Source organism: Streptomyces sp. NBC_01618 (assembly GCF_045209435.1).
Taxonomy (GTDB): Bacteria; Actinomycetota; Actinomycetes; order Streptomycetales; family Streptomycetaceae; genus Streptomyces.
Map to the genome: position 1 here is coordinate 623048 of NZ_CP109297.1, position 14728 is coordinate 637775.

Sequence of the window (14728 nt, forward strand, 5' to 3'; positions counted from 1 at the left end):
TACAGCCAACTTATTCCACTGGGAGATTCCATTGAGACTGCACCGCGTTCCCTCGGCAGGCCTTTTCTGTGTCCTTGCCGCGGCCGCGCTGGGACTCAGCGCATGCGGCCTGACCAGTGCAGACGGGGCAAGCGATAGCGGGAGCAAGGCCGCGACCGCCGTCTCGGCACAGGATGCCGGCGGCCTCGACGCTCTCGTCGCAGCCGCGAAGAAGGAGGGCAAGTTGAACGCCATCGCCCTTCCTCGGGACTGGGCGAACTACGGCGAGATCATCGACACCTTCGAGAAGAAGTACGGGATCAAGGTCGAGGTCGAGAACCCCGACGCCTCCAGCCAGGACGAGATCGCCGCGGTCACCTCCCGCAAGGGACAGGACCGGTCTCCGGACGTCATCGACGTGGGCAGCGCCTTCGCCATCAGCGCGGCCCAGCAGAACCTGCTGGCGCAGTACCGCGTCTCAGCCTTCGACCAGATCCCGAAGGAGCAGAAGGACGCTCAGGCACGCTGGTACAACGACTTCGGCGGCTACGTCTCGATCGGTTGTGACGCGGCCCGCGTCAAGAAGTGCCCCAAGACCTTCGCCGACCTGCTCGATCCGCAGTACAAGGGCCAGATCGCACTGACCGGCAATCCGACGAAGTCCGGCTCGGCCTTCAGTGCCGTATACGCGGCGGCACTCGCCAACAAGGGCTCCTTCGACGACATCAAGCCCGGCCTGGACTTCTTCGCCCGTCTGGAGAATTCCGGCAACTTCAACCCTGTCGAGTCGAGCCCGGCGACCATTCAGAAGGGTGAGACGCCGATCAGCGTCAACTGGGACTACCTCAACGCCGGATACGTCGACGCGCTCCGCGCCAAGGGCGTCGACTGGAAGGTGAGCGTCCCGGCCGACGGTGTGTACGCCCAGTACTACTCGCAGGCCATCGTGAAGTGGGCACCGCACCCGGCCGCTGCCCGCTTGTGGCAGGAGTTCCTCTACAGCCCCGAAGGCCAGAACCTGTGGCTCAAGGGCCACGCCCGCCCCGTGCTGATGCCCTCGATGCAGAAGGCCGGCACGCTCGACACCACCGTCGCCGCCAAGCTCCCGCAGGCACCCGCCGGCAAGACCACCTTCCCGACGGAGAACCAGATCAGCAAGGCCAAGCAGGACGTCGTCCAGGGCTGGGGCCGGGGCGTCGGCGAATGAGTACCCTCCAAGCAGTCGCCAGTGGCGACAACCCGACCCGCTCCTGCGGAAGAGGTACTCGTGCGGGCGCCGCCCGGCGGTGGCGCCTTCCTCGCTCGGCTGGCTGGCTGGGTGCCGTGCCGCTGCTCCTCTTCGCCGCCTTGGTGTTCGGCCTGCCCGCCGGGACAATGGTGTTCGGCGCGCTCACGACGCCCGAAACCGTGCCCGGCGGGGCCCGCTTCACCGGCGCAAACATGAGCGCCTCACTGCACGGCCCCTACCTGACCGCGCTCATCGGAAGCGTCAAGCTCTCCGCCGTCTCCGCGCTGATCGCCACGGTTGTCGGTCTGCCGGTCGCCCACGCGGTCGTGACCTCGCGATTCCGCGCGCTGCGCGAGGCGGTCCTGGCCGGGGCGGGCGTACTGGCGAACTTCGGCGGTGTGCCGCTCGCGTTCGCTTTCGTGGCGACGCTCGGCAACGCCGGGGTGCTGACGACCCACTTCCACCTGCTCGGCCACGGCTGGAGTCTGTACGGCTTCTGGGGCCTGACCCTGGTCTACCTCTACTTCCTGATTCCACTCATGGTCCTCACGCTCGCCCCCGCTCTGGAGGGGCTGCGGCGACAGTGGCGCGAGGCCGCCCACAACAACGGCGCGAGCACCTTCCGTTACTGGATGCACGTCGCCCTGCCGATTCTCACGCCATCGCTGCTCGGCGGCTATGTCTTGCTGTTCGGCTCCGCGTTCAGTGCGTACGCGACGGCCGCCGCGATGGTTGGCAGCTCGGTTCCGCTGGTCACCATGCAGATCGCGGACGCGCTGTCCGGCAACGTCCTGGTCGGCCAGGACAACGTCGCCCTGGCGCTCGGCGTCGACATGGTGCTGGTCGCGGGGCTTGTCATGGCCGTCCAGGTGCCGTTGCAGCGCAGGAGCACACGATGGCTCGCTTGAACAGGACCGGATATGGGCGCAGCGCCGTACTGCTGCTCACCGGTGCGTACTTCCTCGTCCCGATCGCATGCGCCATCGCCTTCAGCATCGGAATCGGCGCCCCCCACCAGTCCCTGGGCTTCGAGGCCTACACCGGCATTTTCGGCGCCGCCGGCTTCACCGACAGCCTCACTCTGACCCTGAAACTGGCCACGGCCACCATCGCGCTGGTTCTGCTGCTGCTCGTGCCCGCCTTGGTCACGGTGCGGCTGGTCGCGCCGCGTCTGCGCACACTCGTCGAGATCGTGTGCATGCTGCCGCTGGTCGTACCCGCGGTCGCCCTGGTCGCCGGGATCAGCGCGGTGCTGCGCTGGGGACCGGACCACTTTGCCGGCACCCCGCTCTTCCAAGTCATGGTCGCGCTCCAGGCCCCGCAGTTCCCCATGGTTCTGGTGCTCGCCTACACGCTGATGGCGCTGCCGCTGGCGTACCGCACACTCGACACCGGGTTCGCCGCCATCGACCTGCGCGTGCTCGTCGAGGCTGCACGGTCCTGCGGGGCGCCGTGGCCGCACACCCTCATCCATGTCGTGCTGCCCAACCTTCGTGGGGCGCTGCTCAACACGGCGTTCCTGACCCTCGCACTCGTCCTCGGCGAGTACAGCGTCGCCGCGATCCTCGGCTACCAGCCGTTCGCCGTGTGGACCGTCGCCACCAGCGGCTCGCAGGCGCAGATGTCGGTGGCCGTCTCGATGGTCGGCCTCCTCGTCACCTGGATGCTGCTGCTGATGATCAGCGCCGCCGGACGTACTCGCCGCCCCAAGGAGAACTCATGACCGACCTTCTTACCGACCCCGAAACCGTCAGGCCGACGCGGGCCGGTTCAACCGTGGAATTCCGCGGGCTGCGCCGCACCTTCGGCACCACGACGGCGCTGGACGGACTGGACCTTGAAATCCGCCCCGGCGAACTCCTGGCACTGCTCGGCCCGTCCGGCTGCGGAAAGACCACCGCATTGCGCACGGTCGCCGGCTTCGAGCGGCCCGACACGGGCGAAGTGCTCGTGGACGGCGAGGACATCACGCGTGTTCCCGCACACCGCCGCGAGGCGGGCATGGTGTTCCAGTCGTACAGCCTCTTTCCGCACATGACAGCCATCGACAACGTCGCCTTCGGGCTGCGGATGAGCGGGACGGGCAAAGCCGCGCGGCGGGCTCGCGCCGCGGAACTTCTGGAGCTGGTCGGGCTGGCGAACCACGCCGCCCGCTTCCCGCGCCAGCTCTCCGGAGGCCAGCAGCAGCGCATCGCGCTGGCCCGGGCTCTGGCACTGCGGCCACGCGTACTGCTGCTCGACGAACCGCTGTCCGCGCTCGACGCGCAGGTGCGGCTGACGCTGCGGGAGGAGATCCGTCGCCTCCAACAACAACTGGGCATCACGACGCTGTTCGTGACACACGACCAGGAGGAGGCCCTCTCCATGGCCGACCGGGTCGCCGTGATGCGCGCCGGGAGACTGGAGCAGTGCGCGCCTCCCACAGAGCTGTACGAACGCCCTGCGACCGCGTTCGTCGCCAATTTCGTGGGGGTGATGAGCCGGATACCGGCCCGGTCGGGGGCGGACGGCACGACCGTGGGCGCGTTCGGCCGCACGCTACCGGTCCACGGGACGCTGCCGGGCCCCGTCGGGACCAACGGCGGAAGTGGCGAGGTGAACGTACTGGTACGCCCGGAAGCGATCGGGGTCACGGCGGACAGCGACGGCACGTCCCAGATCGTGGGCGCGACATTCCGGGGCGCGACGACGAGGCTGACCGTACGGCTGGCCGAAGGCGCGGAGGTGATGGCGGACGTGGCGACTCACTCGACGGCCGGACTCCCCGTCGGTGCGAAGGTGACGCTGACCCTTCCGGACCGCCCGGTGCTGGTGGATCGCCACAGCTGGGGAAACGGTGTTCGCGGTGGAAGCTGACGGCTCCGGCCGATCCTCGGTTCGACCACGCCGTACAAAGCCGTCGTTTCAGACCGAACCTACCGACCTGTCCGGCCTTCGACGCAGGGAGCCTCTGCTTCCGCCCGTTCGCCACGCACCGGAGAAACTCCTCATGAGCCATCGCAGTGCCACACCCGGCCTTCCCGCTGCCGTGCTGTTCGACATGGACGGCACACTCGTCGACACCGAGCGGCTGTGGTGGGCCGCCGTGGAACAGGTGGCAGACGGGATCGGGCGGCAGCTGACCGAAGCCGACACGCATCATGTGCTGGGCCGACCGGCCGCACACACCGCAGCTCACCTGCACCGTACCGGCGGCCCAACGGTCCCCGCCCCTGATGTGCTCGCCATCGACCTGGATGCGGCGTTCGCCGCCCGAGTCGCCTGCGAGGTCGTCCCGCGACCGGGCGCGCTGCGCCTGCTGGACGAACTGGCCGCGGCCGGGGTCCCCACGGCGATCGTCTCCGCGTCGCCGCGCCATGTCGTCGACCTCGTGCGCAAGGCCCTGGGCGAGGAGCGGTTCGTGTTGACAGTCGCCGTCGAGGACACGGTCCGCACCAAGCCGGCGCCTGATCCGTACCTTGCCGCAGCCGCCGCCCTCGGCGTCGATCCGCGCGCCTGCGTAGTCGTCGAGGACACGCCCACGGGCGTCGCCGCGGCCGAGGCCGCCGGGTGCGTGGTGCTGGCCGTGCCCTCCACCGTACCGATCCCGTCCGCAGCACGACGGACGGTCCTCGACTCCCTGGAGCGGGCCGATGTGACCCTGCTCATGTCCCTGTTCACGTCCGCGGAAAGGAACTGACACCATGGACGACATCCGCCACGTCGTGATCCTCATGCAGGAGAACCGCAGTTTCGACCACTACTTCGGCACGCTGAACGGCGTGCGCGGGTTCGACGACCGTCAGGCTCTGACGTTCCCGAACGGCGACAGCGTCTTCCGTCAGCCCGCCCTCTCCCGGACCGACGGCGGCTTCCTGCTGCCCTACCGGATGGACTCCACGAAGTTCGACGCGCAGAACGCCGACGGTCTGCCGCACGACTGGGAATCCGGTCACGATGCCATCAACAACGGCGCGATGAACCGCTGGACATCGGCCAAGGGCGAGCAGAGCATGGGCTACCTCACCCGTGAGGACATTCCCTACCAGTACGCGCTGGCCGACGCGTTCACACTCTGCGACGCCTACTTCTGCTCACTGGCCGGACCCACCAGCCCCAACCGCCTCTACCTGTGGACCGGCACCGTCGGCCCGGGCCGGGACGGCACGACCGGCCCGTGGATCGACAACACCCCGCTTCCCGACAACCCGGTCTGCGACTGGACCACCTACGCAGAACGCTTGTCGGCCGCCAACGTCAGCTGGCGCGTTTACCACACTCCCGGACTGGACGAGCGCCACGGCAACTACGAGGACAACGCCCTGGAGTACTTCGCCCGGTTCCACACCTTCGACAAGGACGACCCGCGCTACATCAACGCGATGACGAAATGGGACCTGTCGGCGTTCGACGCCCACTGCAAGGACGGTACGCTGCCGACAGTGTCCTGGCTGGTCTCTCCGTACCTGTTCTGCGAACACCCGACCGCCAGCCCCGCTTACGGCGCCCACTGGGTCAACACCGCCCTTCAGTCGGTCTTCGCCAACCCGGACGTGTGGCGGCACACCGCCTTCCTCGTCATGTACGACGAGAACGACGGCTACTTCGACCACGTGGTGCCGCCGTTCCCGCCCGCCGCGACCCCCGAGGAGTTCGTGGACGGGCAGCCGATCGGGCTGGGCAACCGCGTCCCCCTGTGGGTGATATCACCGTGGTCGCGTGGCGGCTGGGTCGATTCCCAGGTCTTCGACCACACCTCCGTCCTGCGCTTCCTGGAACTCGTCACCGGCGTGCGGGAACCCAATATCTCAAAGTGGCGTCGCGACGTATGCGGCGACCTCACCAGTTGCTTCGACTTCGCCCGGCCCGACTTCTCGATCCCCGCACTGCCAGACACCCGCGCGCTGGTGGAGCAGGCCGACGCGGCGATGGAACTGCCACCGGTGGAGCTCCCGGCACCGGGCACACAGGTCATGCCGACACAGGAACCGGGCGGTGCGCGTCCGCACCGGGCGCTGCCGTACCGCCCATGGGCCGACGTCGCTGTGGACCGCGCCACCGGCAAGGTCACCTGCACACTCGCCAACGAAGGAACGGTCTCCTTCCACTTCACGGTGTTCCCGAACATCGCGCGGCCGTTCGCCGGTACGCCATTCACTGTCGCGCCGCGCAGCACTGCCACCTACGTGTGGGATGCCGTACGCACGGGCGGGCGCTACGACTTCACCGTTCACGGCGCCGATGGCTTCGTCTGCCGATTCACCGGAATGGTGACCGCAGCCGATCAGAACGACGCTGCCGCTCCTCGGGTGACAGGGGTCCTGCGGGGCGACAGGCCGGAGAACGCCTCGGTCGAGTTGCTGCTGGCCAACGACGGCGGTTCGGAGGTGTGCTTCACCGTCGCCCCGAACGACTTCGGCGGCACGGAACACACGCAGCTACTCGGCCCGCGCGAGAAGGCGGTCCTGAACTGGCCCACGGACAGCGGGCGGTACGACATGACCGTCACGGCGGACGGAGGCACGGGCTTCGCCCGGCGGTACGCGGGGACAGTGCACGCGGCCCCGAACACGATTACGGCTGATGTCTCGTGATCCGTTGATTCCAGCACGCTCTGCTCGTCCCGCAGGTTGCCGCCCTCGGCAAGCACCGCCTGGCCGAGCGCCGCCGCACCCCGCCCCCGCGTCCGAGGAGTCGCCCCGTCCGGCAGCGGCATTTACGGTGAGCAATGTGACGCTGAGCGCAAGTTCTCTTCTCCCGGTCAACATCACCCTCGGCATGCTGCTGGCGGTGGCCGCAGAGGTCGCCTTCTGGTTCGGGCACACACGGCCGCAGCCCAATCATTCGCGGTGACGGGCGTTTCCCCCCCCGACGCCGCCAGCCTGCTACCGGGCCTCCTGGCAGCTATCCGGACCGGACTCACACCAGCAGGCGACGACGAGCTTACGAACCAGCGATCAACCAACTACATGGCCAACCTCCAAGTCCTGCTGGGCGTACGAAAGCGCCAGGCTAACGGAAGCCTTGACGTTATTTTGGCAGGTCAGGTGGACAGAACCAGCGTAAAACGGATGACCCCAAGATTGGGGCTCCCCAACCAGCACATTGTGGGCTTAACTTAGGTGTCATGACCTCCCCCCGCTCCACCTACGGCGGCGGCTACTACGCCGCACCGTCGTTCCCCGACACCCCGATCTACGACTCCCTGGTCGCGGAGCGGGGCACCCCTCAGATCGCCCCGATCCGAGTGCCTGCCGCCTATGACACCGGCAACAGCTATCTGCCGGCTCTCCCGGCGGCCCTGCCGGTTCTTCCCGCGGCGCCTTCCCAGCCCGGCCCGTCGTACGGCTACCCGCAGCCGGCCCAGCAGGGCTACGCGCCCGCGCAGCCCCCGCAGTTGCAGCAGGCCCCGGCGCCGTACATCCCGCAGCAGCCGACCGCGACCCGCGGCGGATACCAGGCGGCGCCCTACGCACCGCAGCAGCAGCAACGGCCCGCGCCGGGCATCGGGTACGAGGCGATGCGTCCGGCCTCGCCGCGCCCCGCCCCCGCGCCCTCTCCGTACGAGGACCCGCACAACCGCCCGCACCAGGGCCGGGGGTACTGAGCCGGGGAGTCGCACACGGTCGTACCGAGGTCGTCGTCGAGCCATGGGGACTCGCCGGCGACCTCGACGTTCCCGCACCGGGCCCGGTACCGCCCTGCCTGCGCCGTGCCGCCCTCACGCACCGCGGCGCCCTCCGTGGCCCGTACTCGCTCGCGCGCCCCGGACGGGCCGTCAGTCTCCTTCGGTGGGCGGGAACTCATGGGGCCGGTCCGTGCGTTGTCCCGTGGTGAGGTTCCTCTCTCTTCGCCGCTTCAGCGCGCGAAGCGCGCCGTATCGGGTTAAGACGGATACGGAAGGGGGTGCGGGACTGTGCGAGCGGTTACGGGCGTGTGGCGTTGGCGGCACAATCCCCTGCGCCGCGCCACGGACCGGCGCGAGGCATGGGTGGCATTGGTCGCGCTGATTCTCATGGTGCTGGCGGCGCCGGCGCTGGGCTGGCGATGCGGATCGTTCACCGACGACGCCCTGCAGAAATCGGTACGGGCCCAGCGGGCCCAACGCCATGCCACGACCGCGGTCGTGCTGCGCCGGGCGCCAAAAGCGCCGCATTTCGCCACCGATCCCGAGGTGTCCTCGGAGCGCTCCTCGCAGACCCTGGTGGTGGCGCGCTGGAAGGCCCCGGACGGCACCGACCGCAGCGGTACGGTGACCACCCTCTCCCGGAGGGCCGGGCCGGGGGCCGAGGTGGAGATCTGGACGGACCTCGACGGCCACCCCGTGCCCCGGCCCATGGACGCGCCGGCGGCCCATACGCACGCGGCGCTGGCCGGGTTCGGGGTGATGCTGCTCGCGGTCGCGCTGATCGAGGGCTGCCGCCGGCTGATCGTCTCGCGCATGATGCGGGGGCGGTACACCCGGATCGACCAGGACTGGGCCGAGGCCGGTCCCGACTGGGGCAGGACCGGGACCGGCAGCTGATCAGCGGGTGATCGGGTCAACTCCCGCCCGCCGCGCGCGCTACGGTGGACCGGCCCGCCCGCTTCCTCGGCGGGCGGACCCTGGTTTCGCCATGGCCGGAAGGCCGGTGGACCCGGGCATCACACACGCACGAGGTGGGGGCACAACAGCGCCATGGCACAGGGCACGGTCCAGGTGACGCACACCGGCACATCGCGGTGGCGGCGCCGCACAGGCGAATACGCCTCCCTCACCGCAGCCCTGGAGGCCGCGGCGGACGGTGACGTCCTCACCATCGCGCCCGGCACCTACCGGGAGAATCTGGTTCTGCACCGGGCGGTGACCCTGCGCGGGCCCGAGGGCTCGGCCGGTTCCGTACGGATAGCGCCGGTGGACGGCGTGCCGCTGACGGTCCGTGCCTCCGCCGTCGTCTCGGACCTGCAGGTGGAGGGCCAGGACTCGACGGCCCCGGCGCTGCTCGTCGAGGACGGCGCACCGGAGCTCGCGGATCTGCGGATCGTGACGCGTTCCGCCGCGGGGATCGAGGTACGCGGTGCGGCCCGGCCCACCGTGCGCCGTTGCACGGTCGACAACCCGGCCGGGGCCGGCATCGCCGTACTCGACGGTGCGGGCGGCGTGTTCGAGCAGTGCGAGGTCGTCTCGGCCGGCCAGTCCGGCGTCTCGGTGCGCGACGGTGCGCACCCGCGGCTGGAACGCTGCCGGATCCACCACGCGTCGGGCGCGGGGCTCAGCGTCACCGGCGAGGGCAGCGGTCTGGAGGCCGTCGGCTGCGAGGTGTACGAGATCAAGGGCAGCGGGGTCCAGGTCACCGCTCGTGCCGCCGCCCACCTCACCGAGTGCACGGTGCACCGCACTTCGGCGGACGGCGTCACGCTCGACACCGATGCCGTCCTGACGCTGGCCGACTGCGACATCCACGACATCCCGGAGAACGCGGTGGATCTGCGTTCCCGTTCGGTCCTCACCCTGACCCGCTCCACGGTGCGCCGGTTCGGCCGCAACGGCCTTTCCGTCTGGGATCCCGGCACCCGCGTCGACGCCAACCAGTGCGAGATACATGACAGTACGGGCGACTACCCGGCCGTCTGGGTGAGCGACGGAGCGACGGTGATATTGGACTCCTGCCGGGTCCATGACGTGCCGGACGCCATCTTCGTGCTCGACCGGGGCTCGCGCGCCGACGTGGTCGACAGCGATCTCTCCCAGGTCCGCAATACGGCGGTGTCGGTGAGCGACGGGGCGACCGCCCAGCTCGACGACTGCCGCATCCGCGAGGCGTCCACCGGCGCCTGGTTCCGCGACCACGGCAGTGGCGGCACGCTGAACAACTGCACCATCGACACCGCGCAGACCGGAGTGATCGTCACCAAGGGCGCCGACCCGACGATCGAGCGCTGCACGGTCACCTCGCCCACCGAGGCCGGTTTCTACGTCTCCGCCGAGGGCCGCGGCACCTTCCACAGCTGCCGGGTCACCGGCAGCGACGGTTACGGCTTCCACGTGATGGACGGCTGCCGTACGACGCTGACCCGTTGCCGTACCGAGCGGTGCGCCCGCGGCGGCTACGAGTTCGCCGAAGGCGGCGCCCACGGCGACGGACAGGGAGCGGGACCCGTCGTGGAGGACTGCACGAGCGACGAGAGCGCGCTGCGCTCCCCCACTCCCCCGGCCCCGGCCGTGCTGACAGCGACCCAGTCGACCCCCGGGCTGCTCGGCGCGGTCCCGGGTCAGCGGGCCGCGGAGCCCGCCCCGGCCGAGCCGCCGGCCCCCGAGCCGGTGCGCCCGTCGGACGCCGTTCTCGGGGAACTGGACGCGCTGGTGGGCCTGGACAGCGTGAAGCGGGAGGTGCGCGCCCTCACCGACATGATCGAGGTCGGCCGTCGGCGCCGGGAGGCCGGGCTCAAGGCCGCGTCGGTCCGGCGGCATCTCGTCTTCACCGGCTCCCCCGGCACCGGCAAGACCACCGTGGCCCGGCTGTACGGCGAGATCCTCGCCTCGCTCGGCGTGCTGGAGCGGGGCCATCTGGTCGAGGTGTCCCGCGTCGACCTGGTCGGCGAGCACATCGGCTCGACCGCCATCCGCACCCAGGAGGCCTTCGACCGGGCGCGCGGCGGGGTGCTGTTCGTCGACGAGGCGTACGCCCTGTCGCCCGAGGACTCCGGCCGGGACTTCGGCCGGGAGGCGATCGACACGCTCGTGAAGCTGATGGAGGACCACCGGGACGCGGTGGTCGTCATCGTCGCCGGCTACACCCACGAGATGGAGCGGTTCCTCACCGTCAACCCCGGTGTGGCGTCCCGTTTCTCACGGACCATCACCTTCAGCGACTACGAGCCCGACGAGCTGCTGCGGATCATCGAGCAGCAGGCCGAGGAGCACGAGTACAGCCTGGCCTCCGGGACCGGGGAAGCGCTGCTGAAGTACTTCACGGAGCTCCCCAAGGGCCCGGCGTTCGGCAACGGCCGTACCGCGCGGCAGACGTTCGAGTCGATGGTGGAGCGGCATGCGGGCCGGGTCGCCCAGCTCGCCGATCCGAGCACGGACGACCTCAGCCTGCTCTACCCCGAGGATCTTCCCGAACTCCCCTGACCCCGCAGGGCCTTCGGGGATTCCTCCCCGTCCGCCTGGCGGGGCAGGACCGGGTCGAGCCGCTCCAGCAGTGCGGCCCGTTCCTCGGCGAAGACCGGGTCGGCCTGGTAGTCCGAGTGCCCCAGAACCGGTTCGGGCAGCGGATGTTCGGGGGTCCGCCCGTAAACCAGGGGGTCCTTCAGCGGCCCCCGGTCCACCTCGGGCCCCGGTCCCTCCTCGAGCCGGACCCGGCCGCCGATCGGGTCGGTAGCCCGCCAGAGGTTGCGCCAGCAGTGCACGGACCGGTGCAGCCCGTGCAGCGGTCCGGGGCCGAAGTAGGCCGGGAACCAGCGCGCGTACAGCCGCTCGATCGGCGAGCCGTAGGTGAGCAGGGCGACCCGGCTCCGGGTCTCCGGCGGCAGCTGCCAGACCGCGGACGCCGCGAGGACGCTGCCCTGGGAGTGGCCCGAGATGACGAGCCTGCCGCGGGTGAGCCCGGTCCAGCCGGACATCCGTGACGCCAGGTCGGGGACGGCACGCTCGGCATAGCAGGGCGGTGCGAAGGGATGGGCGGCGCGCGGCCAGAACGTACCGACGTCCCAGAGGATGCCGATGGTGCGCCGGGCGGAGGCGTCACGGTAGGCGCGCCGTCCCCAGGTGACGAAGAGTATGAAGCCGAGCCCGATCATCCAGGAGCCGGCCGACTGGGCCGCTTCGGCGACGGACTCGATGAACGGGCCGCTGCCCTTCATCGCCAGGCCGGGCACCTCACCGCTCGCCCAGGCCCCGCCGACCGCCGCCGCACCGAGCAGCAGCGTGGCGCCGGAGACCGGGCCGAGGATCCAGGGCGCGGAGTCGGTGAGGGCAGCCGTGGCCCGGATCCGGGCGATCTGCCGGGTCCGGGCGGGGTCCGGCCGCTCCTGCCCGTACTCCCGGTCGATCTCGGGCTCCAGGGCGCGCGCGACGAGCCAGGTGCGTACGAGCAGCACGGCGCCGGGGACCGCCAACAGCACCAGGAGCACGGGGATGACCGAGGCCTGCCAGCTGAGCAGCACCGGGGGCCCCTCGATGAGGGCGCCGCGGCCCATGCCCGGGGTGCCGGAGCCGTCGAGCCAGTCGGCGACGCGCTGGGCGACCCCGCCGGTCATGATGCCGCCGAGAGCGCAGGCAAGCATGGCGACCACCGGTCCGCCGAGTCCGTACATGACGGTGCGGTGTTCGGGGGTCCTGCGGTACAGGCCGAGCGACACCACGGCGAGGACGACGACGAGCGCTCCCTGGCCGAGCGTGACGATGCTGAAGGTGACGTCGCCGGGCAGGGCGCCCGCCGAGACCCAGGCGGGACGCGACCAGGCGGCGTACACCGCGGCGAGGACGAGCAGGGCCAGGGCGGTGCCGGGCAGCCAGGTGATGAGGGCACGGTCGAGCCGGTTGTCGAGACTCCGTTCGCTGCGGCCGCGGCGGCAGACCACCCACAGCACGACGAGGGCGCCCAGGACCAGCGCCGCTTCGATCAGCGATCCGAGGACGCCGGGCACGGGGCCGGTGGCGGCGCGGTCGTGGCGGGCCGCGGCACCCGCGACCGACGCGGCGACGGTGAGGAATCCGGCGGCGGTGTGGGCGGCGCGCAGCCGGGCGACCAGCCGGCGGCCGTACCAGAACCCGGGCCGGGCGAGGGCCGGGCGGCCACCGGCCGGGGTGCCGGAGGTGTTCGGATCGGGGGCGGTCTCCGGGTCGGCGTCGTCCGGTCCGGAGCCGGTGAGCGGGCGCTGCGATTCGTACGCGCTCCAGGTCCGGTTGGACAGGAACCAGAGCAGCCCGACCAGCGCGGTGGGCACGAGCGCGGCGAGGGCGAGGCGCCGGCCCGGCTGGGACCACCAGCCGCCCTGTGCCGTCGACAGGAAGCCGAGCCAGGACCGCTTGTCCGAGCAGCCCGGTACGCCCGCGCACTGCCAGGCCGTCAGGTCGAGCGCGACCTCGCAGGCTGCCGCGGTCAGCAGGACCGTGAGGCTCAGGGCGACAAGCCGGACGAGGACCCCGTACAGGCGCACCGTGCGGGTGCGGCTCCGGGCGGTGGGGCGCATCCAGTGGGCGAGGTTGACCACCATGAACGGGAGCAGCAGCAGCCACAGGGCGCGGGAGCCGTTGCCGGAGGTGAGGTTGGACCAGCAGTAGGCCTCGGCGATGGGCCGGTCGCGATATCGCTCCGGGTGCTGTTCGGCGTCCATGTCCCCGGCCCGCCGGTACATGGCGGCGGTCGCGTCGCCGGTGACCCGGACCGGCCGCGGGTCGTCGAGCATCTCCTGCGGGGTGGCTCCGCCCACGCCGTGGACCAGCAGTTCCAGCGCGGGCCCCGGACTCTGCGGGGTCTGGGTGGCAGGTGGCACTGGAGTGACTCGCTCTCTCGGTCGTGGGGGGGAAGGCGCTGATGCGCGGTCACCAGGATCACGGACGAGGGCCGGTGTACGCACCGCTCTCACGGAATCTCCCCAGTGCGACGGCCGACGACACCGCGTGGCAGGATGACCCCGTCCGAGGAGACTGTTGCACGGCCTGAGGGAAGGACCGGACCGGCGTTGAGCGAGAATCAGAACCTGCTCGCGGAGCAGCGGCGTGCCCTGATCCTCGACGAGGTGCGCAGGCGTGGCGGGGTCCGGGTCAATGAGCTGACCCGCAGGCTGAGCGTCTCGGACATGACCGTCCGCCGGGATTTGGACGCGCTGGCCCGCCAGGGTGTGATCGAGAAAGTGCACGGCGGGGCCGTTCCGGTGGTCGAGGCCAGTACGCACGAGCCCGGTTTCGAGGCCAAGTCGGCGCTGGAGCTGACCGCCAAGGAGGACATCGCGCGGGCCGCCGCGGCCATGGCGGTGCCCGGCACCGCCATCGCGCTCTCCGGTGGTACGACGACGTACGCGCTCGCCCAGCATCTGCTGGACGTACCGGATCTGACGGTGGTGACCAATTCGGTGCGGGTCGCCGATGTGTTCCACGGCGCGCAGCGCTCGGGGGCCGCGGGCGGGGCGCGTGCCGGGGCCGCCACGGTGGTGCTCACCGGTGGGGTACGGACGCCGTCGGACTCCCTGGTCGGCCCGGTCGCGGATCAGGCGATCGCCTCGCTCCACTTCGATGTGCTGTTCCTCGGGGTGCACGGGATCTCGGTGGAGGCCGGTCTGTCGACGCCGAATCTTGCGGAGGCCGAGACGAACCGCCGTTTCGTCCAGTCGGCGCGGCGTGTCGTGGTGGTCGCCGACCACACCAAGTGGGGCACGGTGGGACTGAGTTCGTTCGCGACCCTGGAGCAGGTGGACACGTTCGTGACGGACGCGGGTCTGTCGGCCGCCGCCCGTGCGGAGATCGAGGAACAGTTGCCGGGCCTGCTGGTGGCGGGCCGGAGCGCGGACGACGCTTCCTGAGGAGCGGCCGGGCGGTGTGTCGGTTCCGCCCAGCCC

12 protein-coding genes are annotated in these 14728 nt (G+C 70.7%); 11 read left to right on the forward strand and 1 reads right to left on the reverse strand.

The window, feature by feature from the left end; translation table 11 throughout:
* The first annotated feature begins 25 nt into the window (after nucleotides 1-25).
* From OH735_RS02870 to OH735_RS02915, 10 genes are all read left to right on the forward strand, one after another.
* Nucleotides 26-1186, forward strand: a complete 1161-nt coding sequence (locus OH735_RS02870) for an ABC transporter substrate-binding protein (protein ID WP_406386382.1) — start codon at nucleotides 26-28, stop codon at nucleotides 1184-1186.
* The gene (locus OH735_RS02875) at nucleotides 1183-2115 is read left to right on the forward strand and encodes an ABC transporter permease (RefSeq protein WP_406379175.1); all 933 of its coding nucleotides are present in this window, start codon (nucleotides 1183-1185) and stop codon (nucleotides 2113-2115) included. Before OH735_RS02870 ends, OH735_RS02875 begins: the two co-directional genes overlap by 4 nt.
* Nucleotides 2103-2930 carry an ABC transporter permease subunit gene (locus tag OH735_RS02880; RefSeq protein ID WP_406379176.1) on the forward strand — a complete coding sequence of 276 codons (828 nt, stop codon included), beginning with the start codon at nucleotides 2103-2105 and terminating at the stop codon, nucleotides 2928-2930. The genes OH735_RS02875 and OH735_RS02880 overlap by 13 nt, the downstream gene beginning before the upstream one ends.
* Nucleotides 2927-4063, forward strand: coding sequence for an ABC transporter ATP-binding protein (locus OH735_RS02885; protein WP_406379177.1), 1137 nt, complete (start codon nucleotides 2927-2929; stop codon nucleotides 4061-4063). The genes OH735_RS02880 and OH735_RS02885 overlap by 4 nt, the downstream gene beginning before the upstream one ends.
* A gap of 133 nt (nucleotides 4064-4196) precedes the next feature.
* Nucleotides 4197-4886, forward strand: coding sequence for an HAD family hydrolase (locus tag OH735_RS02890; protein ID WP_406379179.1), 690 nt, complete (start codon nucleotides 4197-4199; stop codon nucleotides 4884-4886).
* A 4-nt stretch (nucleotides 4887-4890) separates the two neighbouring features.
* Entirely contained in the window at nucleotides 4891-6780 is a 1890-nt protein-coding gene (locus OH735_RS02895; protein WP_406379180.1) for a phosphocholine-specific phospholipase C, read from the forward strand.
* A 136-nt stretch (nucleotides 6781-6916) separates the two neighbouring features.
* On the forward strand, nucleotides 6917-7039 hold the full coding sequence (locus OH735_RS02900; RefSeq protein WP_406379181.1) for a hypothetical protein: 123 nt from the start codon (nucleotides 6917-6919) through the stop codon (nucleotides 7037-7039).
* 274 nt (nucleotides 7040-7313) lie between these two features.
* The gene (locus tag OH735_RS02905; RefSeq protein WP_406379183.1) at nucleotides 7314-7793 is read left to right on the forward strand and encodes a DUF6643 family protein; all 480 of its coding nucleotides are present in this window, start codon (nucleotides 7314-7316) and stop codon (nucleotides 7791-7793) included.
* Between the two features lie 327 nt (nucleotides 7794-8120).
* Entirely contained in the window at nucleotides 8121-8711 is a 591-nt protein-coding gene (locus tag OH735_RS02910) for a hypothetical protein (RefSeq protein WP_406379185.1), read from the forward strand.
* A gap of 153 nt (nucleotides 8712-8864) precedes the next feature.
* Nucleotides 8865-11300: a right-handed parallel beta-helix repeat-containing protein gene (locus OH735_RS02915; RefSeq protein ID WP_406379187.1), complete on the forward strand. Its 2436-nt coding sequence runs from the start codon at nucleotides 8865-8867 to the stop codon at nucleotides 11298-11300.
* Here the strand turns inward: OH735_RS02915 and OH735_RS02920 are convergent.
* Nucleotides 11270-13666, reverse strand: a complete 2397-nt coding sequence (locus OH735_RS02920) for a hypothetical protein (protein WP_406379189.1) — start codon at nucleotides 13664-13666, stop codon at nucleotides 11270-11272. The two genes, OH735_RS02915 and OH735_RS02920, sit on opposite strands and share 31 nt — an antisense overlap.
* Nucleotides 13667-13855: 189 nt before the next feature.
* Here OH735_RS02920 and OH735_RS02925 point away from each other — a divergent pair, with 189 nt between their 5' ends.
* Nucleotides 13856-14692, forward strand: coding sequence for a DeoR/GlpR family DNA-binding transcription regulator (locus OH735_RS02925; RefSeq protein ID WP_406379191.1), 837 nt, complete (start codon nucleotides 13856-13858; stop codon nucleotides 14690-14692).
* Nucleotides 14693-14728: the final 36 nt, after the last annotated feature.